The sequence below is a fragment of the Desulfovibrio intestinivivus genome, from assembly GCF_053570665.1.
Genome location: NZ_JBRBQT010000001.1, coordinates 2,833,355 through 2,857,492, shown reverse-complemented (window position 1 = coordinate 2,857,492; position 24,138 = coordinate 2,833,355). Strand labels below are relative to the sequence as shown.

The window sequence follows — 24,138 nt, the reverse complement described above, 5'->3', positions numbered from 1 at the left end:
CTCCTTAATGTGGTGGTTTAAGGCCTTAGTGGCGGCCTCGAATGGTCTGAACAAGCAGGAACAGGGGAGCCGTGAACATGTGCCGCAACTGGCTGAAGGGTATGTAAGCCACTGTCAGCGCGGTCAGCACCGCATGGACGTACCAGCCCCAGCCGTAGATGCGCGCCAGCGTTGCCTGCCCAAGGGGAGCAAGGCCCAGCGCCAGCACATGCCCGGCAAAGGCATAGCCGCTGCCTTCGGGCATGCCTGTGAGGGCAATACGCATGCCTTCAAGCACAAAGCCCGTAAGCGTGATGCCCAGCAGCAGATACAGCGCAGGCCAGTCGTGGCGCGGCGCGTTTGCAGCCGCGCTCTTTTCGCGCCGCCACAGCACGGCGGCCAGCAACAGGCCCAACAACAGGGCAAGCCCGCTCAGATCAAAGAGGAAGGCTCCAGCACCCCAGTTTTTGTCCAGCAGCAGCCAGGGCCATTCCTGCGCGGGCGACAGGAGCGAACCCGTCAGGCCAAGCAGGCCCCAGACAAAGCGGAACAGGAAGGGGAAGAATATGAGCGCATGCACGGCCCAGCGCAGGGGTGACTCCCGGTAGAGCCGCCGTTGCAGGAAGACATCGCAGCACAGGGCAGCCCAGCGGTTTTCCGCAGTTGCGTGCTGGTGCGGCGCGGGGCAGCCGTGGCTCTGGCCCGTTGCGGCATCAGCAGCCTGCGGCTTTTGCGGCGAACCCTTGCCCAGATTGGCGCAGGAGAGCCAGAACAATCCCAGCCCAGCAAATACCAGCACAAATACGCCAAGACCGATCTGACCGGGGGTATCCTGCACACTGAACGTAGCCGCGTGGCAACCCATGCACAGCACGCTCTTGGGCGGCAGAATGGCGTTGGCAGCGCCAACCTTGCCGTTGCCCGCAAATCCGTTTGTGGAGCCGCCAGCAGCAGCGGGGCCGGCGCTGTGGCAGCGCACGCAGGAGGCTGTGCCGCTGGCAAGCGTCATGGAGTGCACGCTGAGCGGCCCGGAATTGATGACATAATCAACCTTGCCGTCTTTGAGCACCGGCGTAACGCCGGAAAGATGGCACGCGCCGCAGCTCACATTGCTGTGGACATCGTGGATTTTCTTTTCGTCATGTCGTGAGTGGCAGGTGAGGCAGTTGACGCGCTCCTGCCTGTTGTGAGGATACCGTGCCGCATCCTTGTGGCAGGTGAGGCAGTTCATGTCACCGTGGGTCATGGATTTCATGCCCTCGGCGGAGATTCTGGGCATGCTCCCGGCAGGCGCGGCAGCGCTTGATTCCGGCCCGTGGCAAGAGAGGCACATCACCGGCCCCTGCGGCTCCTTGTCCTTTTTGAACGCCACAGGCGCTGCTGTGCCGCCCTGAGGATTTGCGGCAGAGACACCAGCGGCTATGCCCTTGCCGGTTTTGAGACCGTGGCAGGAAAGGCAATCGGCCACATCGGGCGCTGGTTTGGGCAGGTCTGTCTGCGCCTTGTGGCACACGCCGCAGGATTGGCTCATGTCGCCCGTAGGGCGCAGACCCTTGGCTCTGGCCTCGGGCGCGAGAACATAGTGCGGGTTGTGACAGGTAACGCAGTTGTTATAGTCCTGCGTTTTCATTACCGGTTTGCCGCCGTGCATCCCCTTTGCCAGATTTTCTTCAATTTCGCCGTGGCATTGCAGGCAGGTCTCCCGGTCAAATGCCGTACTGGCGGGCTTGTTGAGTTTGTCTGCACATGGGTGCTGGTGGTCGGCCTGCTCGGCGTGGCAGTCTGCGCACGACATGTTGGCGTGGGCAGAGGCATGGAAGCCCGTTTCATCTATAAACCACGTTCTGCCCGGTCTGACGGCGGTGTTTTGCTGGCCGTCAGCCGCCTGGGCGGGCAGCGCAGCCGCCAACAGCACGATACAGGCCGCTATCATGCAGGCCGCAACCGCATGGGTCGTCAGCGTACGGGCCGCCGGAAACATCGGGGCGGCCATGGTTGGGCCGCGTTTGCGCATCCTCAGCTTCATACCATTCTCCTCAGCACGCTTCGCAAGTATGGGCAGCCAGCTGGGCCGCGTCTGTCAGACTGGTCAGCATGGCCTCCGCGCGGTACGAACTGCGCACCAGCGGGGCGGAAGCCACGCCCGTAAAGCCCATGGCAAGGGCTATTGCCTTCCAGTGGTCAAATTCGTCAGGGGCCAGATGCCGCGCCACAGGCACGTGCGCGCCAGAGGGCGCAAGATATTGCCCAAGGGTCAGGGAACGGCAGCCATGCGCCAGCAGATCGGCCAGGGCGAGGCGAATTTCGCCCCATGTTTCGCCAAGGCCCAGCATGATGCCGGATTTTACGCGCAAGCCTTGATCGGCGGCGTAGCGCAGCACTTCCAGTGAAGTTTGATAACTGGCCCCAGGGCGCACCTGAGCAAAAAGCCGCCGCACGGTTTCAAGATTATGATTGAACATATCGGGGCGGGCATCGCACACCGCATCAAGAGCGTTGCGGTCGCCCTGAAAATCCGGCACCAGCACTTCAACGCTGGTCTGCGGGCTTTTGTGGCGTATGGCCTTGATGGTGCGCACAAAATGATCCGCGCCGCCGTCCGGCAGGTCGTCCCGCGTAACAGACGTTATGACCGCATGGTGCAGGCCCAGTCTGTGCACGGCCTGCGCAACGTTGTCCGGCTCGTTGGTATCGAGAGGCGCGGGATGTCCCTTGGCAACGGCGCAATAGCGGCAGCCTCGGGTGCATCTGTCGCCCATGATGATGAAAGTTGAAGTGCCGCGCGAATAGCATTCACCCTTGTTGGGGCACTGGGCTTCCTGACACACTGTGTGCAGATTGAGGTCGGCCAGCATGTTCTCCACCGGGCGTATCCCGGCATCAGGCCGCAGGGAGACGGTCAGCCAGGCCGGTCGGCTTGCAGCCAGCCCGGTGCGGGGCGCAAAATCAAATTCATGGGCAAATGCCTGCACAAAGCGGCGTGAAACCTCAGCAAAATCAACCGGACTTCCCAGCTCGGCAGCTATGGAGGTAATGCGCTCCGCAGGGTTGCCGCAGGGGGTGATGAGGCGGAACCAGTCCACATCGGTATTCACATTCAGGGCCATGCCGTGAAAAGTCACCCACTTGCGCACTGCCACGCCCACGCTGGCGACTTTGCCGCCGTTTACCCACACGCCGGGGCCGTGAACGCCCAGCTGTGGCTCAAGCCCGAAGGAGCGCACCACCGAGGCAATGGCGGCCAGCAGTTTTTCCATATACAGGTGCAGGTCTTTTTGCCGCAGGCGGATAACGGGATAGGCCACAAGCTGGCCGGGGCCGTGAAAGGTCGCCATACCGCCGCGTTCCACCCAGTAGAGGCCCACGCCCTGACGCTGCAACTGTTCCTCGGTCACGTGCAGATGGGCCGTTGTGCCGCCGCGCCCCATGGTGATGACGGGGTCGTGCTCAAGCAGCAGAAGGGTATCGTCCACGGCGTCGCTGATGCGCGACTCCACGCGGCGCTTCTGAAAGTTCAGGGCTTCGCCGTATTCGATGCGCCCAAGATCCAGCACCTCCAGCGGAACATGCTGGCCGGGCGCGGAACTGGCATCGGTATCTTGCTGGCAAAGGGATAAGGCGGACATGGCTGCTTCCTTGTAATGCAGAACAGATTCGGCTTGTTTACGGCGGGGGGCCGGGGAGGCCTGTACCCCGGGCCCAACGGCGCCCCCGCCGGTTCCTTCAATGGCGTCAGCCCCGCTTGGGCAGGTACAAGGCCCACCCGGCGGCATCGCGCGCGGCATCGACAACGGTTTCGCAAAAGGCCGGATGCACGCGGAAGCCCTTGGCGAATTCGCGCACCGTGCATTCAAGCTGCATGGCAAGCACCGCCTCGCCGATCAGCTCGGAAGCATTGCTGCCCACAATGTGCACGCCCAGGATTTCACCCGTGTCGGCATCGGCAACCATCTTTACAGCGCCGTCCACTTCGCCGCGCAACATGGCATAGCCGTTGATGGAATATGGAAAACCACCCACCTCGACCTCGTAGCCCTTGCGCTCGGCCTGTTCTTCAGAAAGGCCCACGGAGCCCATTTCCGGGCTGCCCCAGATGGCGCGCGAAACAAGGTGGCAGGGGAACTTTGCGGATACGCCCATGCTGTTTTCCGCCGCGCAGATGCCCATGGCAGAGGCCGCATGGCTGAGCATCCAGCCGCCTGTGCAGTCGCCAATGGCAAAAATGCTCGGGCAGGCGGTGCGGCACTGCTGGTCAACGGTTATGCCGCCGTCTTCATTGAATTTAACCCCCAGAGCTTCCAGACCCAGATTGGAGGCAACGGGTTTGCGGCCAGAGACCAGCACCCTGTCGGCTTCAACGGTCTGTTCCTTGTCGCCGCTTTTGAGGGTGCAGGTTTTGCCGGCAACCTTGACGAGGGTGTGACGGGCAATGATCTGCACGCCGCGCTCGCGCAGGGACTGGGACATGCGCTGGCTGGAATCCTGATCTTCGTCAGGCAGAATGCGCGGGCCGGGCACGGCATAGATGACCTTGCTGCCAAGGATGCTTAGCAGGGTAGCCATTTCAACGCCGATATAGGTGGGATCGGTAATAAGCACCGAGGCCGGGGCTTCCGTCATGTCCAGCAGTTGGTCGCTGGTAAAGGCGGCCTGATCCAGGCCGGGAACCTCGGGCTTTGCAAGGGTGCTGCCCGTGGCGATGATGATGCTCTTGGCCTCAACCTTTTTGCCCGCCACATCCACGCAGGTGGGCGAGGTCACAACAGCCATGCCGGGGATCACGTCCACGCCGTTGTTGGCGAGCAGCGCTTCCATACCCATGCGGATATCGTTGGAAACACCCTGCTTGCGAGCAAGAACAGCGGTAAAATCCAGTTTGCCCACGGTGAGCTCCAGACCGAATTCGCCAGCCTTGCGCGACTGTTCCAGCAGGGTAGCGGCGCGCAGCCATATCTTGCTGGGAATGCAGCCGCGCATAACGCAGGTGCCGCCCATGTTGCCGCCTTCCACCAAGGCAACCTTGCCCTTGAGCTGCGAAGCGCGAATGGCCGCGGCATAGCCGCCGGGGCCGCCACCTATGACAACTACATCGTACATTGTGTTCTCCTGATCTGTGCTGGTTGCTGTATGGGCGCGGCATTGCCGCAGCCCTGCCGGGAATGCCCTAAAAAAGCAGCAGGGCCGGTTCCGCCAGATATTCCACAAGTGTCTTCAAAAACTCTGCGGCGGGCGCGCCGTCTTCAACGCGGTGGTCAAAGGTGAGGCTCAAGCCCATCATGGAGCGGGCAACTACGGCCCCCTCGCGGATAACGGGCTTTTCCACCACGCGGCCCACGCCCAGGATTCCCGTTTCACCGGGCTTGAGAATGGGCGTGAAGAAATCCACCACGGAATGCGCCATGTTGGTGATGGTAAAGGTGCCGCCGCTCATGTCGTCGGGCGTCAGCTCGCCCTTGCGGGCGCGGCCAGCAAGCAGGCGGGCTTCCTTGGCTATTTCAAGCAGGGGCAGCCTGTCCGCATGGTGCAGCACGGGCACCATCAGGCCCTCGGGCAGGGCCACGGCCACGCCCATATGCACCTCGCCGTGACGGGTGATGGTTTGCCCGTCAAAGGTGGCGTTCATGCGCGGGTGCTTTTTCAAGGCCTTTGAAACGGCCAGAATGAGCATGTCGTTCATGGAAAGGCGGAAGTCTTTGTTCTTTTTGTTGCGGGCCTTGAAGTCGTTGATGATGTGCACGCTGGCGGTTACATCCGCTTCGCTCACAAGGGTGAGCTGGGCGGAGTTTTGCAGGCTGCCCAGCATGTTGTCGGCAATGATCTTGCGCATGCCTTCCATGGGCACGGAGCCTAACTCGCTGGCGCAAACGGCGCTGGCGCAGGTGGACTGAGACGCTCCTTGGCCCGCATCCTGCGTCGCAGCGAACTTTTCGGGGTGCAGAACGCGGTCAACATCTTCGCGCACGATCTTGCCGCCTTCGCCAGTGCCTGTGAGGGTGGAGATATCCAGCCCTGCCTTGGCAGCAATGGCAGCGGCAAGGGGCGTGATCCTGATTTTGCCGATAACTTTGTGGCGGGCCTGCACATCGCGTTCAACAATGCGGCCTCCGGGGCCGGAGCCTGCGACGCAGGCAAGGTCAATGCCAAGTTCACGCGCCAGCCGCCGAGCGGCGGGAGACGCTATCCCGCCAGTGCTAGAGGGTTGCACGGCGGCTGACGCGTTGGTTTTTGCTGGCTTGGGCGCGCCCGCTTCCGCTGTGGCGGAAGCGGGGGAGTCAGACGCGCCTTCAACCCGGGCGATTGTTTCACCAGGTTCGGCCAGAATGCCAAGCACGGCACCCACGGCCACTTCCTGTTTGGGCTGCACCATAATCTGGAAGAGCACGCCATCGGCGGGGCTTTCCACCTTGTTGGTGATCTTGTCGGTTTCCACTTCAAACAGATCATCGCCCTGCTTGACTGCGGCGCCTTCGGCCACAAACCATTTGGAAACCTTACCGGTCTTCATGGTCAGACCAAGTTTCGGCATGGCAAGTTCTATGCTCACTGCTGTTCTCCTGCGATGTTGTGTGTTGGGGCGGAAGGCTGCCTTTTTGCCGTCAGCCGGGCCGATGCCGTCAGCGGTAAACCATGCCGCCGTCAATAAGCACGGCCTGTCCGGTCATGTAGTCGGAATCCGGCCCTGCCATATAGGAAACAAAGGCGGCCACGTCTTCCGGAGTTTCGGGGCGGCCAAGGGCTATGCCTTCGCAGTATTTCTTGTAGGTTTCACCCTTGGGGGCGCCTGTGATCTTTGAAAAGCCTTCGTCAATGGCCACCCACATGTCGGTGCCGACCACGCCGGGGCAGTAGGCGTTTACGGTGATGCCGCTGGAGGCAAGTTCCCGCGCCGCCGCCTGGGTGAGGCCGCGCACGGCGAACTTGGTGGCGCTGTATGCGCCGATAAGGGCAAAACCGTCATGCCCGGCAATGGAAGAAGCGCTGATGATCTTGCCCTTCTGCTTGCGGGCCATGAATTTTGTGGCTGCTGCCTGAATGCCCCAGAGCACGCCGTTGACGTTGATTCTGAAGATGCGTTCTAGCTCCTCGGGGGTGACGTCCAGCAGGGCCTTGACCTGAGCGATGCCCGCGTTGTTGATCATGACGTCAAAGCCGCCCAGTTCTTTTTCCGCATGGTCCACGGCGGCAAAAACCTGCGCGCGGTCGCTTACATCGGCAATAAAGGTGGTGGCCTTGCGGCCAAGGGCGCGCACTTCATCCGCAGTGGCGGCCAGTTTGTCCGCGTTCATATCCACAAGGCAGATATCCGCGCCGTCCTTTGCCAGACGCAGGGCTATGCCGCGTCCTATCCCCTGAGCGGAGCCGGTAACCAGAACAACTTTGCCGTTAATAGTCATGATAGTATCCTCCGTGTTGCCGCATGCCCGGCGCAAATCGGCGCAAACCGGCGCAAACTGGGCATGTCGTGGATGGCAGCACCCTGTGGGCCGCAAACTGCATGTTGCATCAGGCAAAAATTCCGTCGCCGCTGGCATTGCCAAGGCCGGGATGGATGTCGAAGCGCACAACGCCCACAGGCACCTTGACCGCCCGTGCGACCATCGCTGCGCCCTCGTAGCCAAAGCCGCCGCACAGCTCGATGGCAACGCAACCGTCTTCATCAACGGCCTTTTGCGCCGCTTCAACGGCCTCCCTGTAGGATGTCACGCCAATGGTCAGCAGTTCCACGCCGGGGGTGCGCGTCCAGCTGCGGTGCTCGGCCTTGACGCCGTTGCCTTCGCCACGGGGGCTCAGAAAAATGAATGCAGCCTTGAGTTTCATAACCATGCTCCTGGTGTTGGGGTGATCAGGCTTGTTGCCGGTCTGGGCCTAGTTGGCGTAACAGACCTGCGCGCCGCGCAAAAACAGCCCTCGCTGCCGGGCGTATTCCATGACGCGGGCCACATCCACCACGCGCATGGTGTCTTCTGACAATCGTATGCTCGCGCGCTGCCCGCGCCGAACCTCCACCTCGCGTTCGCCGTCCAGCGCCAGCACGCAGGGCGTGAGGGCCACAGGCACATCATCGCCGGGTAGCAGCTGGCGCACACGGGAGACGCCCACGTCGGCAAAGAGGCCCGGGCCGATGGCGGCGCGCACGCGGCAGGCAAAATCGGGATCAAGATCAAGGGCCAGACCGCGTGGTTCTTCGGGCGAGATGCTCATGAGCTGCCCGGCTACAGTGGAGAGGCCGATGCTGTCTGGCCGACAGCGGGAAACAACAATCTGGCTGACTCTGGTGATGTCCCAGATAGCGCGGGAGCCGAGAAAAAGGTCGTCGTACACGGCCACATCCACCAGAGCGATATCTCGGAACTGACCGTCCACATGCACTTCAAGCAGGCTGGCCTCGCGGCAGCCTTCGTCAATGGTTACGCCGCCGCAGGCAAGCACGCCCGCAGCAAGGCCAGCCACCGTGGCTTCGGCCATGACAGGAAAAACGTTGTTGGTGCCTGTGGAGAGCGGCAGAATGGGCGTTTTGCGCGCGCCCTTGCAGGCGGCGCGGCTTGTGCCGTCGCCCCCCATGACGATGATGACCGCAACCTCCTCCTGCTGCATGAGGGCGGCGGCGTTGATGGTGTCCTCCTGCGTGTTGTGCAGGTAAATATCCACCGGGGCCACGTTCACAGGCGTTTCCAGAGCTTCCAGATCGCTCAGGGCGCGCGGCACGATGCCGTAGCCCTCGGGCATATACAGAACATCACGTACCCCGGCGGCTGCCAGGCCAACCAGAATACGGCGCACCATGCGCACCTTCTCCTGATTGTCAAAAACACTGCCGTGCGCGACTATGCGGCGTATGTCCTTGCCTGATGCCGGGTTGGCGATAATGGCTGCTTTCACGTTGGCTCCGGTGGATGTAGGTTGCAGGCAGTGCCTGCTGCATTGCTTGCAATAGCTGTTGCAATCATATGCTGCCGCGATGGGGCAGGCCTTGTGCCTGTGCCTGCCCCTTGAACGCGGCTTAATTATCGCAGCGACTTGACCGCAGCGACGATCTGATCCGCGCCGGGAATGTAGGCCTTTTCCAGCGGCGGGCTGAAGGGGACAGGGCAGTAAGGAGCGCCCACGCGCACGATGGGCGCGTCCAGATAGTCCAGGGCTTCCTCGGCTACCATGGCGGCGATTTCCGCACCGGCTCCGGCGGTTTTGACGGCTTCGTGAGCAACCACAAGGGCGTGGGTTTTCTTGACGGAATTGAGGATGATGTCCTTGTCGAGCGGCACCAGACAGCGGGGGTCTACCACTTCGGCGCTGATGCCCTGAGCGGCCAGGGTTTCTGCGGCCTGAAGGGCGGAGTGAACCATGAGCGAGGTGGCTACAATGGTTACGTCCGTGCCTTCGCGCTTTACGTCGCCCTTGCCAAGCTCAATGGGCATCGCCTCGTCGCCAACTTCGCCTTCCACGCCGTACAGAATCTTGTGTTCAAGAAAGACCACGGGGTTGTCGTCGCGGATGGCGCTGATGAGCAGGCCTTTTGCGTCTGCCGGGGTGGAGGGAATGCACACCTTGATGCCGGGAATGTGCATGAACCATGCTTCAAGGCTCTGGGAGTGCTGGGCCGCAGCGCCCACGCCAGCGCCCTGCGGCATGCGCAGCACCATGGGCACCTTGGCCTTGCCGCCAAACATGTAGTGCATTTTGGCGGCCTGATTGAAGAGCTGGTCAAAGGCAACGCCGATAAAGTCCACAAACATCAGCTCTGCCACAGGGCGCAGACCAGCTGCTGCGGCACCGGCGGCAGCGCCCACAATGGCGCTTTCCGTGATAGGGGTATCGCGCACGCGGCGTTCGCCGAATTTGTCAAAAAGGCCTTGGGTCACGCCAAAGCAGCCGCCAAACTTGCCCACGTCTTCACCGATGATGAACACGTTTTCGTCCCGCTCCATCTCCTGGCGCATGGCATCGTTAAGCGCTTGCAGGTAGGTTTTGATCGCCATATTTTTCTCCATTCTGAAAAATCTGAAGGTGGTTTCCGCAGTTTCAGGCAAACGCTTTAGGCGTACACGTCTTCCAGCAGGTCTTCCGGCTTGGGGAAGGGGCTGTCTTCCGCAAACTTGACGGCGGCTTCAATTTCGGCGGCCACAGACGCGGAGATGCCGTCCAGCTCCGCCTGAGTGGCGGTGCCGGTTTCCACCAGTTTTTTGGCAAAACGCGGAATGGGATCCTTGGCCTTCCATTCTTCCAGTTCTTTTTCGCTGCGGTATACGCAGGCATCGCCCTCAAAGTGGCCGCGCCAGCGGTAGGTCTTGCATTCGATGAGCGAGGGCCCCTGCCCCTTGCGCGCGCGTTCCACGGCCATGGTCACGGCTTCGTACACGGCAAGCACATCGTTGCCGTCAATGACGACGCCTGGCATGTCGTATCCGGCGGCGCGGTCGGCAATGTCGGTGATGGCCATGGATTTGCTCTGCGGGCAGGAGATGCCGTAGCCGTTGTTTTCATTGATAAAGATAACGGGGAGCTTCCAGGCGCTGGCCATGTTCAGCGATTCCTGCGTGGTGCCCTGGTTGGACGCGCCATCGCCGAAAAAGCAGGCGCACACGCCCTTGGTGTCTTTGTACTGGCAGCTGAAGGCCGCGCCCACGGCCAGGGGGCCGCCGCCGCCCACAATGCCGTTGGCGCCAAGAATGCCGATGTTGAAATCGGCAATATGCATGGAGCCGCCCTTGCCCTTGCAGTAACCGGTGGAGCGGCCATAGATTTCGGCCATCATGAGCTTGAGGTCGCCGCCCTTGGCAATACAATGCCCGTGGCCACGGTGGGTGCTGGTGATCATGTCCGTCTGCTTCAGCGCGGCGCACGCGCCTGTGGCAACGGCTTCTTCACCAAGGTAGAGGTGAACGAATCCAGGTATTTTGCCAGCTGCAAAAAACTTTTGCAGCTCGCTTTCAAAAAGGCGGATCTTGGTCATGGTGCTGAACATTTCCAGCAGAACCTTTTTGTCGGGATGTTTCATGGTACTCTCCTCAGATTGCTGATTGTGGTGCCGACTCAGTCAATATCTACCGACACGGTCAGGGCCGCGCAGGCCAACACGATGTCGCTGCAACCGGGGCTGAAGCAGGCAACTTCAAGGCCCGGAGTGCGCAAGCCGCCCGTAACGACCTCAATGCTCTTTTCCCCGATGGGGATGGCGGCAAGCACTGCCTCCTTGTCCACCAGATCAGGCTCGGGCACGGCAATGCGCGCATGCACATGCACACCCTGAAAAGATCCGCGCCCGAGTATCTCCACCATGCCGCACAAACAACTGCGCGAAATGGCGTCCTTGACCGCGCGGTATGCGGCCTTGGTCATGTTTGCGCCGTGCAGATCTGCCCCGGTGCCCAGTTCAACCACGTAACGTTGCAGCATTGGATTCCTCCGCGGGTCAGCCCAGCATGCGCACGGGCTGTTCGAGCATGTCCGCAAGGGTGCGCAGGAAACTCATGGCCGGGCCGCCATCGGTGACCATGTGGTTGAAGGTGAGGGAAAGAGTCATCATCTTGCGCACGCACACCTGGCATTCAAAAACGCCCGGCTTTTCCACCACGCGACCAACGCCGAGGATGCCTGTCTCCGGCGGGTTGAGAATGGGGGTGAAGCCGTCCACGCCAAGCATGCTCACATTGGAAATGGTAAACGTGCCGCCGGAAATTTCGTCCATGGAAAGGCCGCCCTTGCGGGCGCGGCTGGCTGCGTCGCGCACCTTGGCCTTGAGTTCTTCAAGGCTGTAGGTGTCCGCATTCTTGACGTTGGGAACAATGAGGCCCGTATCGAGCGAAACGGCGATGCCAAGGTTCACATGTTTGTGCATGTGGACGCCGTCTGCCTGCAGGGTGGTGTTCATGACGGGGTGCTGCCTGAGTGCGCGGCACACGGCAAAAGCGATGATGTCGTTGAACGAGAGGCGGTATTCCGGGTCTTTTTTGTTGCGGGCCAGCATGGTATCGCGCAACGCAACCATTTCGGTAACGTCGGCTTCCACAAAAACGGTCAGTTGCGCCGCGTTTTGCAGGCTGGCCTGCATGTTGTCCGCTATAAGCTTGCGCAGGCCGTCCATGGGGATGACTTCGTCCGCATCAGCATCAGGGGCGGAGCATGGCTGCGCCGGGGCTACGCTGGCCGGAGCAGGGGCTTTTGCCGCAGCTTCGTGGGCGGCGCGAACATCCTTTTCCGTAACAATGCCATCGCGTCCTGTGCCCGTTACCGTTGCCAGATCAACGCCCAGCTCTTTGGCGGCCTTGCGGGCTGCGGGCATGGCGCGAACCTCTCCTTGCGCCGTGCTGGCCTGTGTTGCCGATCCCTGGCTTTTGGCCCCGGAAGGGGCATGAGCGGCAGGGCTGGCCGCCGCATCAGCGCTTTGCGAGGCAGGGGCGGCCACAGCCTCACCCGATTCGCCGATGATGCCGATAACCTGCATGACCGGAACAACCTCGCCCTGCGGGCTGACAATCTGCAAAAGAACGCCGCCTGCCGGAGACTCGACCACGTTGGTGATCTTGTCTGTTTCCACTTCCAGCAGGGGTTGCCCCACTGCCACCGCACCGCCTTCGGCCACAAGCCAGCGCGCAATCTTGCCTGTTTTCATGGTGAGGCCCCATTTGGGCATCTGCACTTCGTAGGCCATCCGCTACCTCCTTGCGCCGATGTGGCGCACGCGTTTATGCCTACTTGATTGCAACTCTGATACCACTTTATAACAGGTAATAATCAATGGATAATTTATAAAATACTTTATGTGTGTATTTGATAGTGTTCCAAAATCGAACAGAACGCTGTTCTGTAAGACCAGTTATGATACACTACAATATATAAAAAATTCATGGAGTTGTTTTTTGGGACACAATATGAATGTAGCCATGCGCAAAGAGCTATTCCATTTTTTCACGGACGATGCTATTGCTTAAAACAAAGCTGCGGGGTCGCATTATTCAGAAGTGGGGCAGATGGTCTTTTTGAAGTGGAAAGACCAGCGAACCGGCATGCTTGTTGAAAGGGCGTGCGCGTCCGGGAGATAAGTCATGTATGTTCTGCAAAGAAATGGCGATGTCTTTGAAATGCGGCAGGAACCTCTGATGGCGGAAGGCGTCAACCGCTCGGGGTTTTTGTTCAACAGCTATAGCGGCGCACCAAGAGCGAACCGGCGGGAAACCTGGGAATCCTTTATAAGAACCGGTAAAATTGTTGACGACAGCCTGCCGCGGCCCATAGCGGCTTCGTGGATGCGCTGCCGTGATCTGGGGGTGGACCCCCTGCTGCCCAAGTGCGCGGAATTTACGCCCATGAGCCAGATCAGCGCCCAGGCCGAAATATACGCGGAACTGGCGGCTGGCGTGGAACGTCAGGTGTATGAGCAGATCAAGGAAAAAGGCCTGCTCATGACGGTTTCCGAGGCCAATGGCCGGTTGCTGCGCACCTGCGGCAACAAGGAAGTGCTGCTTCAGGCCGATCAGCTCTATTTTGGCCCTGGCGCGGTGTGGTCTGAAAAAAGCGTGGGCACCAACGCCATAAGTCTGGCCCTTTCTGACGGCATGCCAGCCCAGGTTATGGGCGAGGAACATTTTTGCAGCAGCCATCAGGCCTGGGGCTGTTCTGCCGCGCCCATTTTTACTCCGTTCGGGCAGTTGTGGGGCTGTTTTGACATTTCCGGGCCAACCAGGGCTGATCACCGGCAAGCATTGTGGCTGGCAGTTGGCGCGGCCCGCGAGATAGAGCGACTGTTGCTCAACGCCTCGCTGAGCAACATGGAGAACAAATCCCGCACACTGCTCAGCACGCTCTTCAGTTCCATGCCCATTGGCGTGCTGATGGTGGATGAGAGCGGCATCATTACCTATGCCAATGCCCAGGCAGAGCGCCTGCTAGGTTTTAGCGGCGATGTGCGCGGCGGGCGCGCCGAGGCTTTTTTTGACTATACCCTGTACGCTCGTCAGCAGGCGGAAAACAGTTGCCAGCCCGAAGGAGTCCCCCTGCGCTGCCTGACCAATCCCGCCCTCACAGCCTGCGTCATGCCCTTTATGGCGGGCAGGTCAGAAGCGCGCTATGCCCTTGTGACCCTTCAGGCCGGAGTGGAAGCCCGTCCCGCGCCTATTGCCCCTGTGCCGCATATACCGCGCCGCGAAGGCACGCGTCCCTTTGGCGATATTGTTTACCGCAGCGAAAAAATGTCCCGCACTGTGGAACAGGCGCGGCATATGGCCAAAAGCCCTGCGGCGGTTTTGTTGCTGGGCGAAACGGGCACAGGCAAGGAACTTTTTGCGCGGGCCATCCACAAGGCCAGCCGATGTTCCGAAGGGCCCTTTGTGGCCGTAAACTGCGGGGCTTTACCGCGCGAGCTTATTCAGAGCGAGCTTTTTGGCTACGAGCGGGGGGCGTTCACCGGAGCAGTGGAAAAGGGACGCCCCGGCAAGTTTGAACTGGCCGACAAGGGAACCCTGTTTCTGGATGAAATTTCTGAAATGCCGCTGGAAATGCAGGTCAATCTGCTGCGCCCTCTGGAAGACCGCTGCGTCACGCGGGTGGGCGGCAAGCAGACCAGAATGGTCGATTTCCGGCTAGTCACTGCCACCAATCGCAATCTGGATGAACTGATGGCTTCGGGCGCGTTTCGTGAAGATCTGTTTTACCGCATCCATGTGCTTGCGCTGGAAATCCCGCCTCTGCGCGAACGCAGGGAAGATATCGCTGTTATTGCGGAATATCATTGCAAACGCCTGTGCCGTACCTACGGGCATCCTTTTGGCGGGTTTTCTGCCGAGGCCTTGCGCGTGATGGAAGATTACGACTGGCCCGGCAATGTGCGACAGCTTGTGCACAGCGTGGAATTTGCCGTCAACATGGCGCAGGGCGGCTGTATTTTGCCTGTACATCTGCCAGCGCATTTGCAGCCCTGTGCTGGTGGGACCAATACAGCCAGCGGGCAACCATGTGGGCAAACCGTGGCGGCCCTGCCCGGAATGACCGACTTTAACCTGGACAATCAGGAGGCCAATGTCATCCGCTGCGCATTGAAGCATTATAACGGCAACATGCTCCAGGCCGCCAAGGCGCTGGGCATCGGCCGCAATACTCTGTACGCCAAACTGCGCAAGATTGTTCCCCAAGACTAGTCTTGCTGTGTAATTTTTCAGAACGCAAACAACCCGGCCTGCTCTGAACCGAAAGCCCACCTGTGGCGCGCGGTTTGGAGCAGGCCTTTTTTGCGGCAGCCACTTGCGTTTTACCGCCTCGCGACCTGTTGATCTCTCTGTTCCACTTCCGTCCACCATAGTCTTTCTTTGTTCCACTTCAGAACACTGTCAGTGGCTCCGGTATACCTGTCTGCATGTGCAATTTTTCTCGATTGAGCCAGGGCAAGGTCTGCCGGGTATGTCCGCTCATCCGCTGCTGGCGCGGATTTTACGGCATGACCTGTGCAATGATGGGTGTATTCGGATTCAACATCTAACAAGCGAGGCAGTTATGGCGGAAACCATGCAGGCGGCAGTTTGGCACGGCAAAAAAGACATCCGCGTTGAGACTGTACCCGTTCCCCCCGCTCCGGCTCCCGGTTGGGTTCAGGTCAAGGTTGATTGGTGCGGCATCTGCGGCTCGGATCTGCACGAATACCTGGCTGGCCCCATATTCATTCCCACAGAGGCCCCGCATCCGCTTACGGGCAAGCAGGGGAGCGTCATTCTCGGGCACGAATTCAGCGGCAAGGTTGTGGCGGTGGGCAGCGGCGTTACCAATGTCAAGATTGGTGATATGGTTGCGCCAGATGCCTGCCAGCACTGCGGAGAGTGTCAGCCTTGCCGCGAAGGGCGTTACAATGTTTGTGAAAAGCTTGCCTTTACGGGCCTGCACAATGACGGCGCATTCGCCCCCTATGTGAACGTGCCTGCGGAATTGTGCTTTATCATGCCCGAGGGTGTTTCGCCCGAGGCCGGAGCAGTTATGGAACCCCTTGCCACGGGCTTTAAGGCCGTGCGTATGGCTGGCAGCATTCTGGGCCTCAATGTTGTGGTGCTCGGCGCGGGAACCATCGGCCTCGGCACCATTATGGCTGCCAAAGCCGCTGGCGCGGGCAAGATCATTGTGCTTGAAATGTCCCGTGCGCGCATTGCCAAGGCCAAGGAATGCGGCGCTGACATTGTGGTGAACCCCAAGGAATGCGACCCGGTTGCAAGGGTGAAAGAACTGACAGGTGGCTCCGGGGCCGATGTTTCCTTTGAGTGCATCGGCAACAAGCACACAGGGCCGCTGGCCATAGATGTGCTGCGCAACACGGGAACGGCCATTATTGTGGGTATTTTTGAAGAACCCAGTTCCTTCAACTTTTTCAGCCTCAGCGGTACGGACAAAAAAGTCATGGGCACGCTGGCCTACACCATTGAGGATTTCAAGGGCCTTGCCGCGCTTATGGCCAAGGGCGTCATCAAGGCGGAAAACCTGATTACCGGCAAGATCGAGCTAAAGGACATTATGGAAAAGGGCTTTCTTGAACTGATCAACAACAAGGACGAAAACATCAAGATACTTGTGCGTCCCTGACGCGCTTGAAGGCGTGTTTGAGGGATAATCCTGTCAGCTTGACACTGTCCCTGTGTATGAGCGGCAGGATATGAAAGAGGGGTTGCGGAATGGTCCGGAACCCCTCGGTTAGTTTGCAGACAGTGCAAAAATGGAACAGAGCAGCTTTTTGAGCAAGAGTGATCAGCCGCAAAAAGTTGTCTCGTTTCAATCTTGTGACAGGAAAAATTTTTAAAAAATAATCTATTTAAATAAAAAGATATTTTTGATAGTAAGCGTTATCGACGATGGGGAAGTATTCTGCCGCCCGGTCAGAAGATCAATCAGTTAAAGTTATGAATCTGAAGTAAGGTGCTGTTTCCCGCAACAACAAAAAGGACAGGAAGTTCCACTTAATCCTGTCGGAGCATTCATGGTTCTTTATTCGTGCGGATATTGGGTACGTTTTTATCCTGCTTTGTTTCAGATTCTCCTTCTGTTTCTGTTTACGTTAAGTATACCTGTTCATAGCAATGCAGCGAGCGCTGACAGTTTTAAAACCAATGAATACTGGAACAGCACAGGGTTGAATTTTATTCACGCCGCCGATGCATACGCTCTGGGATATACCGGGGCAGGCATCACGCTGGGCATGATTGACACTTCCGTACGCGGCGACCACCCGGAGCTGGCTGGCAAAGTCCTAATGATGGCCTTGCCGCTCGATAAGACCACGGGTCAGACATACGTGCCAAACTGGGCATATGATACGCATGGCAGCCATGTGGCGGGCATCATGGCTGCCATACGCAATGGTGTTGGCATGCACGGTGTGGCTTTTGACGCCAACCTCGTTTCGGCGGTCACACTTGGAACAGCGTCGGGGAGCAACGAAAATCTTGTTCCGCCTGATTTGTTGAGTCTCTTTGCTGCGTATCCGGATATTCGCGTCATCAACAACAGTTGGGGCACGGATTTTTTCCCATCGCTTGACCCTGCCAAAGACATTCCCGCAGATGTCATATCTGGCCAGGATGGTGAGATCAAAGCACTCCGCAAGCTCAGTGACGATTACGGCAAGGTCATTGTGTTTGCCGCTGGCAACAACAGCATGATAGCTCCCAGTGTTGAGGGCATGATGCCGCGTTATGCGCCGGACCTCACAGGCTGGATCAGCGTGGTTTCCCTCAATATAGCCGGATCACTACAGCGACGGACGGAACACGCACCATTGGCCCGTCTGGGGTCAGTTATTTCAGTAACCTGGGGAGCAAAGCCTATCTTTGGACAGTTGCGGCTCCCGGCAGCGATATCAATTCGCTCAATGCCACCACCAACGGCTATATGCTGGACAGCGGCACCAGCATGGCTGCGCCCTATGTGAGCGGCACTGTGGGCCTGGTGGCGCAGGCTTTTCCCTGGATGACCGGCAAACAGCTGGCTGATGCTGTGTTGACCACTGCGGATAATACTTTTGTAGCGCCAACGCACCTTGTTCAATATACTGTTGATAAAGATGGTAATCTCAATAAGGTTATTATTGCTGTTATAGATCACAGTGTTCCTGCTCCGAATGATGTGACAATCAAACAGTGGATTGAACAAGTTTATCAAGGCGCAACGGCAGATGCTTTGAAAGCGCTGGTTGATCAGGGCAAGAAAGCTGTGAACGACCTGACAAAGGAAGACGTGTTTGGTCAGGGGCTGCTGGATGCGGGCAAGGCCGTGCGCGGCATCGCCCGGCTGGATGCCAACCGCATGTCAGCTTCGGATGTGGTGACATTGTCTGAACTGGGCCCTGGCAATTATGCGCTTGAAACGTTTAACACCAAGGGCTACTTCGCAGAATTCAGCAATGACATCACCCAACGCCAGTGGAATGATGCCTACCATCATGCCAGTTTTCTGGCCGGGGCGGACGCCACGGCCCTGCGCGGCAAGAATGTGGGCTTGCGTAAAACGGGTGCTGGCCTATTGGTTCTCAGCGGCGTCAATAGCTATTCAGGGGCGACCGTGGTTGATGGCGGGGGCCTGGCCGTGAGCAAAAGGGCAGACGGTACTGGCGGCGTGCTGCAAAACAGCGATGTGCTCGTGCGCCAGGGCGGTGTATTGCTGGGTGATGGAGTAATACAGAAGAAAGTCGTCAATTACGGCACTGTTGCTCCGGGCTATCGCGGCCTGACGCTCACAGTAAATGACTACACCCAGACAAGCCACGGTACGCTGCAAATCGGTTTCAATTCCAGAAACCAATATTCTGTACTCAGTGCAAATTCTGCAAATATTGACGGAGCCTTGCGGTTTTCTCCCTCGCCGGGATTTTATGCAGAGAACTATTCAATAAATATGAACAGTGTGCAGGCAACAAGCTCCACGGGCGTATTTAACAGCGTTGGGGTTAGTTCTTCTTCACCAACATTGAATTTCAGCGTCGCGTCAAGCAATGGCCTCGGGTCGGCCTTGGTGGGCCAGCAACGTGCATCAAGCACGTACAGCCGCTATGCCGACAGCACCACCACAAGCCGTGTTGGACGTGCTCTTTACCAGATATCTGGGCAGGCAACAGGCGATATGCAAAATCTGTTTCAGGCCCTGGACTGGAGCGATGCATCCGGCAGCGGCATTGCTCCGGCAATGGAGCAGTTGAGCCCCAACAGCTATGATGCTGTGGCGCGGGCCGGGCTTGAAGCACAGCGGCAGCTCAATCTGCTTATGGTGCGGCGCTTCTTGGGGGCCAGCGGCCAACAAGGCGTGAGCGGTACTGGCGTGTCCAGCGGTGATGATGTCGCTGGCTGGCAGGCATGGGCGCTGCCCTTTGGCAGCTACAGCAACATGAACGCCAATGGCGGCTCAGCGGGCTTTACGGCGTCAGGTGCAGGGTCGGCCTTTGGTGTTGACCGCCTGTGGGAGAGCGGACTGACTGCAGGATTTGATGTGGCGCTCGCAGGCCGCCGCACAGATATTCATAGTGCGGGCGAGGCAAGGGCGGAAACGCTGGCCGCATCTGTTGGCGGCCACGCGCGCTTCAAGCCACGCTGGTGGGATGGTGCCTATGTAATGGGCATGGCCCGCGTGGGCTTTGAGGATGTGCAAATGCAGCGGACCGTCAACTTTAATGGTTTCGCGCGCAATCACAGCAGCGACTGGACGGGCCTAACCGCAGATACGCTCGCGGGCGGCGGCAAGGACTGGAACTGCGCAACCGCCTGGGGCGGCGTGGAAGTTGGCCCTCTGACATGGCTGGAATATAGCCTGAGTTCCAGACCTGGATTTACCGAGGACGGCTCCGGGGCCTCAGCACTCAGGGTTGATGCCGCCACTTACAACAATCTCTCGTCAGTCTTGGGCGCGCATGCAAATCTTGCCCGCACCCTGGATAATGGCACAACGCTCGCATGGGATACTCTGGCAGGCTGGCGGCATGACTGGCTTGACGGAACGTTCAGCAGCAGCGCCAGATTCAAGGGATACAGCCCAGGTTTTGAAAGCCGGTCAGATATGTCGGGCCGGGACGCCATGCTGGTTCACAGCAGTGTGCGGGCGAACCATACCAGTGGTTTTTTTGCGCAGGTTGAGCTTGGAGCGGAGCTATTTCGTTCTCAGAGTTCTTCCTGCTTCGGCGGTTTCAGTTGTGGCCTGGAATTTTAGCGGCTGTTTGCATGATTCATCCATGCCATTGGACTTGTCGTTCTCCTCTACCGATCTACGTTATATGCGCTTTTGATTATCCGCTCCACGAACTAATCCATTGAAAAAATACTGTTCCTGTCTTAGAGAAAAAAAGGAATAAAGTCGGTTGTCGCCCCGGATCAACTGGGGTGGCGCTGCTTTGCTTTGTGCACAAAGAAGACAGCGCAACCATGCTGCGTTTTAACCACAATCTCCCCCCCCGAAAGTGGCTTTTGCGACGGCGCAGGACTATCTGACATATCAGATAAGCTTTCTGGAAGGTATTGAGGAAAACGCACAATGAAGATTGCCGACATCACCTTTGGGATGCCCAGAAGCAAGGCTGCGGCTCAGAATCCGGCGGAAGCTGCTGCCGAAGGACAACCAGCCACGTTGCCTTCAAGCCTCTCCGCTGCTGGCAATGCCATGCCGTGTTCATCCAGTATGTCTGGCTTGTCTGGCAGGTGGCCCAGCTTTGAAGCCCTGTTCTGTTCCATTGCAGATGAGAACCCGGACAACATTGCCCTTTCTGGTGGCGGAAAAAGCCTGGACTTCAGGGAACTGAAGGATTTTTCCGCGCGCATAGCCGCCTTTGTGCAGGCCAAAAACTATGGGCCGGAAGCGGCAGTGGGGGTGCTCTGCAAGCGCGGAGCCATGTATCTTGCCGCCGCCATTGGCATCATGCGGGCCGGTGCCGTGTATGTGCCCGTGGAGCGCGAACTGCCGCGCCTCCGTCAGGAAGCCATGCTCAGGCCCGTACGGTTGCTGGTGACGGACAGCGCTTCTCTGCCCCAGGCGGAATATCATCGTTACCGCAACCCCAACATTGCCCACGTGCTTTGTCTGGACGCCCTCAATTTTACGGATGTGCTGGAAAGTGGCGGCCTGAGCAGCACGGAATACTGGGAGCACCTTGCAGAGCAGGGCAGCGACCACGGTTGGCTGGACGATGTGGATGCGCACCCCCTTGATCTGTCGCAGCTTGAGCGCATGGCTGGCAGCGTGCTGCAAAAAACAGGTCTGGCCCCCAACCGTGCCCCCGGCAGCATCCCCAAAAGTGCACAGTCCAGCGGCAAAAGCGTGCTTGATGTCGGCAGCGGCTCCGGAGTGGTGGCGCAGGCTCTTGCCTCTGCCGCCAGTTGGTACGCGGCGGTGGACATTGCCAGAAATGAACTGGACAGGGTGCAGGCCGTGCCCTGTGGAGCTTCCGTAAGCATCCACCGCATGGAAGCCATAGACATCTGCTTTTTCGATGAGCGCTTTGACCTTGTGGTGCTCAACGGCGTTGTGGATTGCTTTCCCGGTTACAATTATCTGCGCAGGGTGCTTGACCACGCTGTAGAACGCCTCACGGCGGGCGGCAGCATTTTTGTGGGCGCTGTGCGCGATATGGACCGCAAGGACGACCTGCGGGCAACCATCAGGGAACATGCTCTTGCCACGGGCGATCAGTCGGCTTTGCTGCGTTTTGAGGGCTCGGCAGAGCTATTTGTGCCACGGCGTTTCTTTAGTGCCTGGTCGGCAGAATGCCCATATCCGGTTGAGGTGAAATTTTCACCCGCTGCAGCTCCCGCGCCCTCTGACAATGGTCAGGCGGATGTCTTTCGCTATGACGTACAGATTTTCAGGAGCGCCCACGATACCAGAACCCACGGAACCAGAGCCATGCGAGAGAGTTTTGGCCTGAGGGATCTGGATGACTGCCCCGTAGCCCCTCTTGCGGCGGTCAGGCCGGACGCTGCCGCCTATATTGTCTACACCAGCGGCTCCACCGGGCAGCCCAAGGGCGTTGTGGTTGAGCACCGCCACCTCCTGCACATCATCCATGCCCTGCGGGAGTTTTCAGAAGGGTGCGGCACTGTGGGGCTGGTTGCGCCGCTCTCGTTTGATGCGTCCATCCAGCAACTGGCGGTTTCACTGTTTTGCGGCAAGCCCTTGTATGTCATGGCAGACGAGGAGCGCAAAAATCCTGCGGCATTTTGCGCCTGCGCCCGCAAAAAGGGCATTGATCTGTGCGACATGACCCCGGCCTTTTTTAATGTGCTGGTGGACTATTTGCAGGAGCACCGCCAGCCCCTGCCGCTCAAACGTGTGCTGCTGGCTGGCGAGGTGCTGCGGCCAGATGTCATTCAAAAATTTTATGCCATACCCGGCAATGAAGATGTTGTACTGTTCAATGTGTACGGCCCAACAGAATGCACGGTAGACAGCAGCGCCTTTCGCATTGACCGCGCCAATCATGCGGATTTTACGGCCTTTCCCATTGGCAGGCCGCTTGAAGGCGTGAACATTTTTGTGCTGGATAAACATCAGCGCCCGGTGCCGGACTCTGTTACCGGAGAACTGTGGATCGCGGGCGCGGGTGTTTCGCGCGGGTATCTGAATGGCGAGAGCGCCGATGCTTTTACCGAATATGCCGGGCGGCGCTGCTATCGCACTGGCGACAATGGCTTTATTCAGAACGGCCTTGTCTATTACCGGGGGCGGGAGGACCAGCAGGTCAAGATCAGGGGCAACCGGGTCGAGATCGGCGAGGTCGAAAAGGCCGTTGGGAGCTTTCCCGGTGTGCGGCAGCTGGCCGTGGTGGCGGACTTTTATCAGGCTGGCAACGACAAAAGCCTCGCCGCCTATGTAGTGGGTGCTGTGAATCCGGCTGATTTGCGCAGCTATCTTGAGCAGCAGTTGCCGCCCTTTTGCGTGCCAGACTATATTGTGCCGATGGCGGAGCTGCCCCTCTCGCCCAACCGCAAGGTGGATAAAAGGGCGCTGCCGTCTCCGCTGGGCAGGGCAGAGGCCGTTGCAGGGCGCTGCCCGCAAGGGGCTGTGGAGCATACGCTTGCCGCAATCTGGAAGCGGCTGCTGGGCATGGATGTAATCGATGCGGAGGCCAGCTTTTTCAGCATGGGCGGGCACAGCATCATGGCCGTGCGCCTTGTTGCCATGATTGAAAAAGAGTTGCGCGTTCATATTGCCGTCAACGAACTGATGGCACATTCCAGCATTGCACGGCTGGCAGAGCTTGTAGAGGGTAAGGCAGGCGTGCGCAATAGCCCCATCATCAAGCTTTGCCATTGTGAAGGCGGAAAAAATCTTTTTCTGTTTCATCCTGTGGGGGGCAGCGTGTTTTGCTACAGCGATCTGGCCCGGCTGCTGGATGGGCGCTACACCCTCTATGCCGTGGAGCCTGCAGGCTTTCAGGCTGAAAAAACTGTTCTGAATACGGAGCTGCACAGTGTTCAGGATTTGGCCGCGATTTATCTGGATGAAATCCTCAAGGTAGCCACGGAGAACATCGTTTTTGGCGGCTGGAGTTTCGGTGGCCTTCTGGCCTATGAGGCGGCCTGCCAGTATGCCGCGCTCGGGGGCGACTCTGGCCCGGTTCTGATTCTCGACACAGTGCTGGACAATACCAGGGACAAGCAGCTTGCCGCCAAGGGCGATGTGGAACTGCTGAAAAACCATCTCCATGAAGCCTTGGCCTTTGATGTGGACAAACTGCGGGCCATGAACAGGGCTGAGAGAATGACGTATCTGCTGGAATGCGGCGAAAAAGCCGGGCTGCTGCCGCCCAATTTCAGCCCTGCGCAGATGGAAAACCTGTTGCAGACATACAGGCTCAATACCATTGCCGCAGCACGTTATGACAACCCAACGCCGTCTGACCTGCGTATTCTGTATATCCGCGCACTGGATTTTGCCAGTAATCCTTACATTGATTTTAACGACCAGTATCAGGGCTGGAGCCGCTTTTTGCCTGAGAAAAACATCACCCTCCGCTGGACTGCGGGCACGCATCAAAGCATGCTTTCACCCGGCCTTGCTGATGGCGTGGCAGAGCATATCTGCGATTTTTTAGGGCAGCAGGGTGAAGATGCGCAGGAGGAGGAAGATGAGTGCGGGATGTCGATGGGGTGAGGCCGACATCAGCATCTCGCAGCGTAGGCACACGCATAGCAGCGCTATGCTAGATATGACTAG

The 24,138-nt window shown here is 58.8% G+C and carries 16 protein-coding genes; 5 read left to right on the top strand and 11 right to left on the bottom strand.

The genetic code is table 11. The features are described from left to right. Positions 1 to 25 precede the first annotated feature (25 nt). The 11 genes from ACUZ9P_RS12220 to ACUZ9P_RS12170 all read right to left on the bottom strand — a co-directional run bounded on the left by ACUZ9P_RS12220 (position 26) and on the right by ACUZ9P_RS12170 (position 12,628). On the bottom strand, positions 26 to 2,005 hold the full coding sequence (locus tag ACUZ9P_RS12220) for a cytochrome c3 family protein (RefSeq protein WP_449249916.1): 1,980 nt from the start codon (positions 2,003 to 2,005) through the stop codon (positions 26 to 28). Between the two features lie 10 nt (positions 2,006 to 2,015). Continuing rightward, positions 2,016 to 3,605, bottom strand: coding sequence for a lipoyl synthase (gene lipA, locus ACUZ9P_RS12215; protein ID WP_449249915.1), 1,590 nt, complete (start codon positions 3,603 to 3,605; stop codon positions 2,016 to 2,018). 106 nt (positions 3,606 to 3,711) lie between these two features. After that, positions 3,712 to 5,076, bottom strand: coding sequence for a dihydrolipoyl dehydrogenase (gene lpdA, locus ACUZ9P_RS12210; RefSeq protein WP_449249914.1), 1,365 nt, complete (start codon positions 5,074 to 5,076; stop codon positions 3,712 to 3,714). A gap of 67 nt (positions 5,077 to 5,143) precedes the next feature. Then, the gene (locus ACUZ9P_RS12205) at positions 5,144 to 6,523 is read right to left on the bottom strand and encodes a dihydrolipoamide acetyltransferase family protein (protein ID WP_449249913.1); all 1,380 of its coding nucleotides are present in this window, start codon (positions 6,521 to 6,523) and stop codon (positions 5,144 to 5,146) included. Positions 6,524 to 6,593: 70 nt separating this feature from the next. Continuing rightward, the gene (locus tag ACUZ9P_RS12200; RefSeq protein ID WP_449249912.1) at positions 6,594 to 7,373 is read right to left on the bottom strand and encodes an acetoin reductase; all 780 of its coding nucleotides are present in this window, start codon (positions 7,371 to 7,373) and stop codon (positions 6,594 to 6,596) included. A 109-nt stretch (positions 7,374 to 7,482) separates the two neighbouring features. After that, on the bottom strand, positions 7,483 to 7,797 hold the full coding sequence (locus ACUZ9P_RS12195) for a DUF6506 family protein (protein WP_298994136.1): 315 nt from the start codon (positions 7,795 to 7,797) through the stop codon (positions 7,483 to 7,485). A 48-nt stretch (positions 7,798 to 7,845) separates the two neighbouring features. After that, positions 7,846 to 8,859 carry an ATP-NAD kinase family protein gene (locus tag ACUZ9P_RS12190; RefSeq protein WP_449249911.1) on the bottom strand — a complete coding sequence of 338 codons (1,014 nt, stop codon included), beginning with the start codon at positions 8,857 to 8,859 and terminating at the stop codon, positions 7,846 to 7,848. 125 nt (positions 8,860 to 8,984) lie between these two features. Next, positions 8,985 to 9,956, bottom strand: a complete 972-nt coding sequence (locus tag ACUZ9P_RS12185; protein WP_449249910.1) for an alpha-ketoacid dehydrogenase subunit beta — start codon at positions 9,954 to 9,956, stop codon at positions 8,985 to 8,987. A 56-nt stretch (positions 9,957 to 10,012) separates the two neighbouring features. After that, complete coding sequence (locus ACUZ9P_RS12180; protein ID WP_298994129.1) at positions 10,013 to 10,975, bottom strand: thiamine pyrophosphate-dependent dehydrogenase E1 component subunit alpha; 963 nt, start codon at positions 10,973 to 10,975, stop codon at positions 10,013 to 10,015. Between the two features lie 35 nt (positions 10,976 to 11,010). Further along, complete coding sequence (locus ACUZ9P_RS12175) at positions 11,011 to 11,373, bottom strand: Lin0512 family protein (protein ID WP_449249909.1); 363 nt, start codon at positions 11,371 to 11,373, stop codon at positions 11,011 to 11,013. A 16-nt stretch (positions 11,374 to 11,389) separates the two neighbouring features. Continuing rightward, a complete protein-coding gene (locus tag ACUZ9P_RS12170) occupies positions 11,390 to 12,628 on the bottom strand; it encodes a dihydrolipoamide acetyltransferase family protein (RefSeq protein WP_449249908.1) in 1,239 nt (412 codons plus the stop codon). A gap of 394 nt (positions 12,629 to 13,022) precedes the next feature. On the opposite strand from ACUZ9P_RS12170, the gene ACUZ9P_RS12165 reads away from it, so the two are divergent. The 5 genes from ACUZ9P_RS12165 to ACUZ9P_RS12145 all read left to right on the top strand — a co-directional run bounded on the left by ACUZ9P_RS12165 (position 13,023) and on the right by ACUZ9P_RS12145 (position 24,075). Then, complete coding sequence (locus tag ACUZ9P_RS12165; RefSeq protein ID WP_449249907.1) at positions 13,023 to 15,110, top strand: sigma-54-dependent Fis family transcriptional regulator; 2,088 nt, start codon at positions 13,023 to 13,025, stop codon at positions 15,108 to 15,110. Positions 15,111 to 15,462: 352 nt separating this feature from the next. Beyond that, the gene (locus ACUZ9P_RS12160) at positions 15,463 to 16,533 is read left to right on the top strand and encodes a 2,3-butanediol dehydrogenase (protein ID WP_449249906.1); all 1,071 of its coding nucleotides are present in this window, start codon (positions 15,463 to 15,465) and stop codon (positions 16,531 to 16,533) included. Positions 16,534 to 16,924: 391 nt separating this feature from the next. Next, the gene (locus ACUZ9P_RS12155; RefSeq protein WP_449249905.1) at positions 16,925 to 17,875 is read left to right on the top strand and encodes a S8 family peptidase; all 951 of its coding nucleotides are present in this window, start codon (positions 16,925 to 16,927) and stop codon (positions 17,873 to 17,875) included. Beyond that, positions 17,803 to 20,139, top strand: coding sequence for an autotransporter domain-containing protein (locus tag ACUZ9P_RS12150; protein ID WP_449250257.1), 2,337 nt, complete (start codon positions 17,803 to 17,805; stop codon positions 20,137 to 20,139). Before ACUZ9P_RS12155 ends, ACUZ9P_RS12150 begins: the two co-directional genes overlap by 73 nt. Before the next feature lie 321 nt (positions 20,140 to 20,460). Then, positions 20,461 to 24,075: an alpha/beta fold hydrolase gene (locus ACUZ9P_RS12145; protein ID WP_449249904.1), complete on the top strand. Its 3,615-nt coding sequence runs from the start codon at positions 20,461 to 20,463 to the stop codon at positions 24,073 to 24,075. Positions 24,076 to 24,138: the final 63 nt, after the last annotated feature.

Bases quoted from the DNA above. Each gene is read 5' to 3' on its own strand.
- ACUZ9P_RS12155 (WP_449249905.1), top strand. From the start codon at position 16,925: ATGGTTCTTTATTCGTGCGGATATTGGGTACGTTTTTATCCTGCTTTG.
- lipA (WP_449249915.1), bottom strand. From the start codon at position 3,605: ATGTCCGCCTTATCCCTTTGCCAGCAAGATACCGATGCCAGTTCCGCG.
- ACUZ9P_RS12145 (WP_449249904.1), top strand. From the start codon at position 20,461: ATGAAGATTGCCGACATCACCTTTGGGATGCCCAGAAGCAAGGCTGCG.
- ACUZ9P_RS12165 (WP_449249907.1), top strand. From the start codon at position 13,023: ATGTATGTTCTGCAAAGAAATGGCGATGTCTTTGAAATGCGGCAGGAA.
- lpdA (WP_449249914.1), bottom strand. From the start codon at position 5,076: ATGTACGATGTAGTTGTCATAGGTGGCGGCCCCGGCGGCTATGCCGCG.
- ACUZ9P_RS12200 (WP_449249912.1), bottom strand. From the start codon at position 7,373: ATGACTATTAACGGCAAAGTTGTTCTGGTTACCGGCTCCGCTCAGGGG.
- ACUZ9P_RS12195 (WP_298994136.1), bottom strand. From the start codon at position 7,797: ATGAAACTCAAGGCTGCATTCATTTTTCTGAGCCCCCGTGGCGAAGGC.
- ACUZ9P_RS12170 (WP_449249908.1), bottom strand. From the start codon at position 12,628: ATGGCCTACGAAGTGCAGATGCCCAAATGGGGCCTCACCATGAAAACA.
- ACUZ9P_RS12175 (WP_449249909.1), bottom strand. From the start codon at position 11,373: ATGCTGCAACGTTACGTGGTTGAACTGGGCACCGGGGCAGATCTGCAC.
- ACUZ9P_RS12180 (WP_298994129.1), bottom strand. From the start codon at position 10,975: ATGAAACATCCCGACAAAAAGGTTCTGCTGGAAATGTTCAGCACCATG.
- ACUZ9P_RS12185 (WP_449249910.1), bottom strand. From the start codon at position 9,956: ATGGCGATCAAAACCTACCTGCAAGCGCTTAACGATGCCATGCGCCAG.
- ACUZ9P_RS12220 (WP_449249916.1), bottom strand. From the start codon at position 2,005: ATGAAGCTGAGGATGCGCAAACGCGGCCCAACCATGGCCGCCCCGATG.
- ACUZ9P_RS12160 (WP_449249906.1), top strand. From the start codon at position 15,463: ATGGCGGAAACCATGCAGGCGGCAGTTTGGCACGGCAAAAAAGACATC.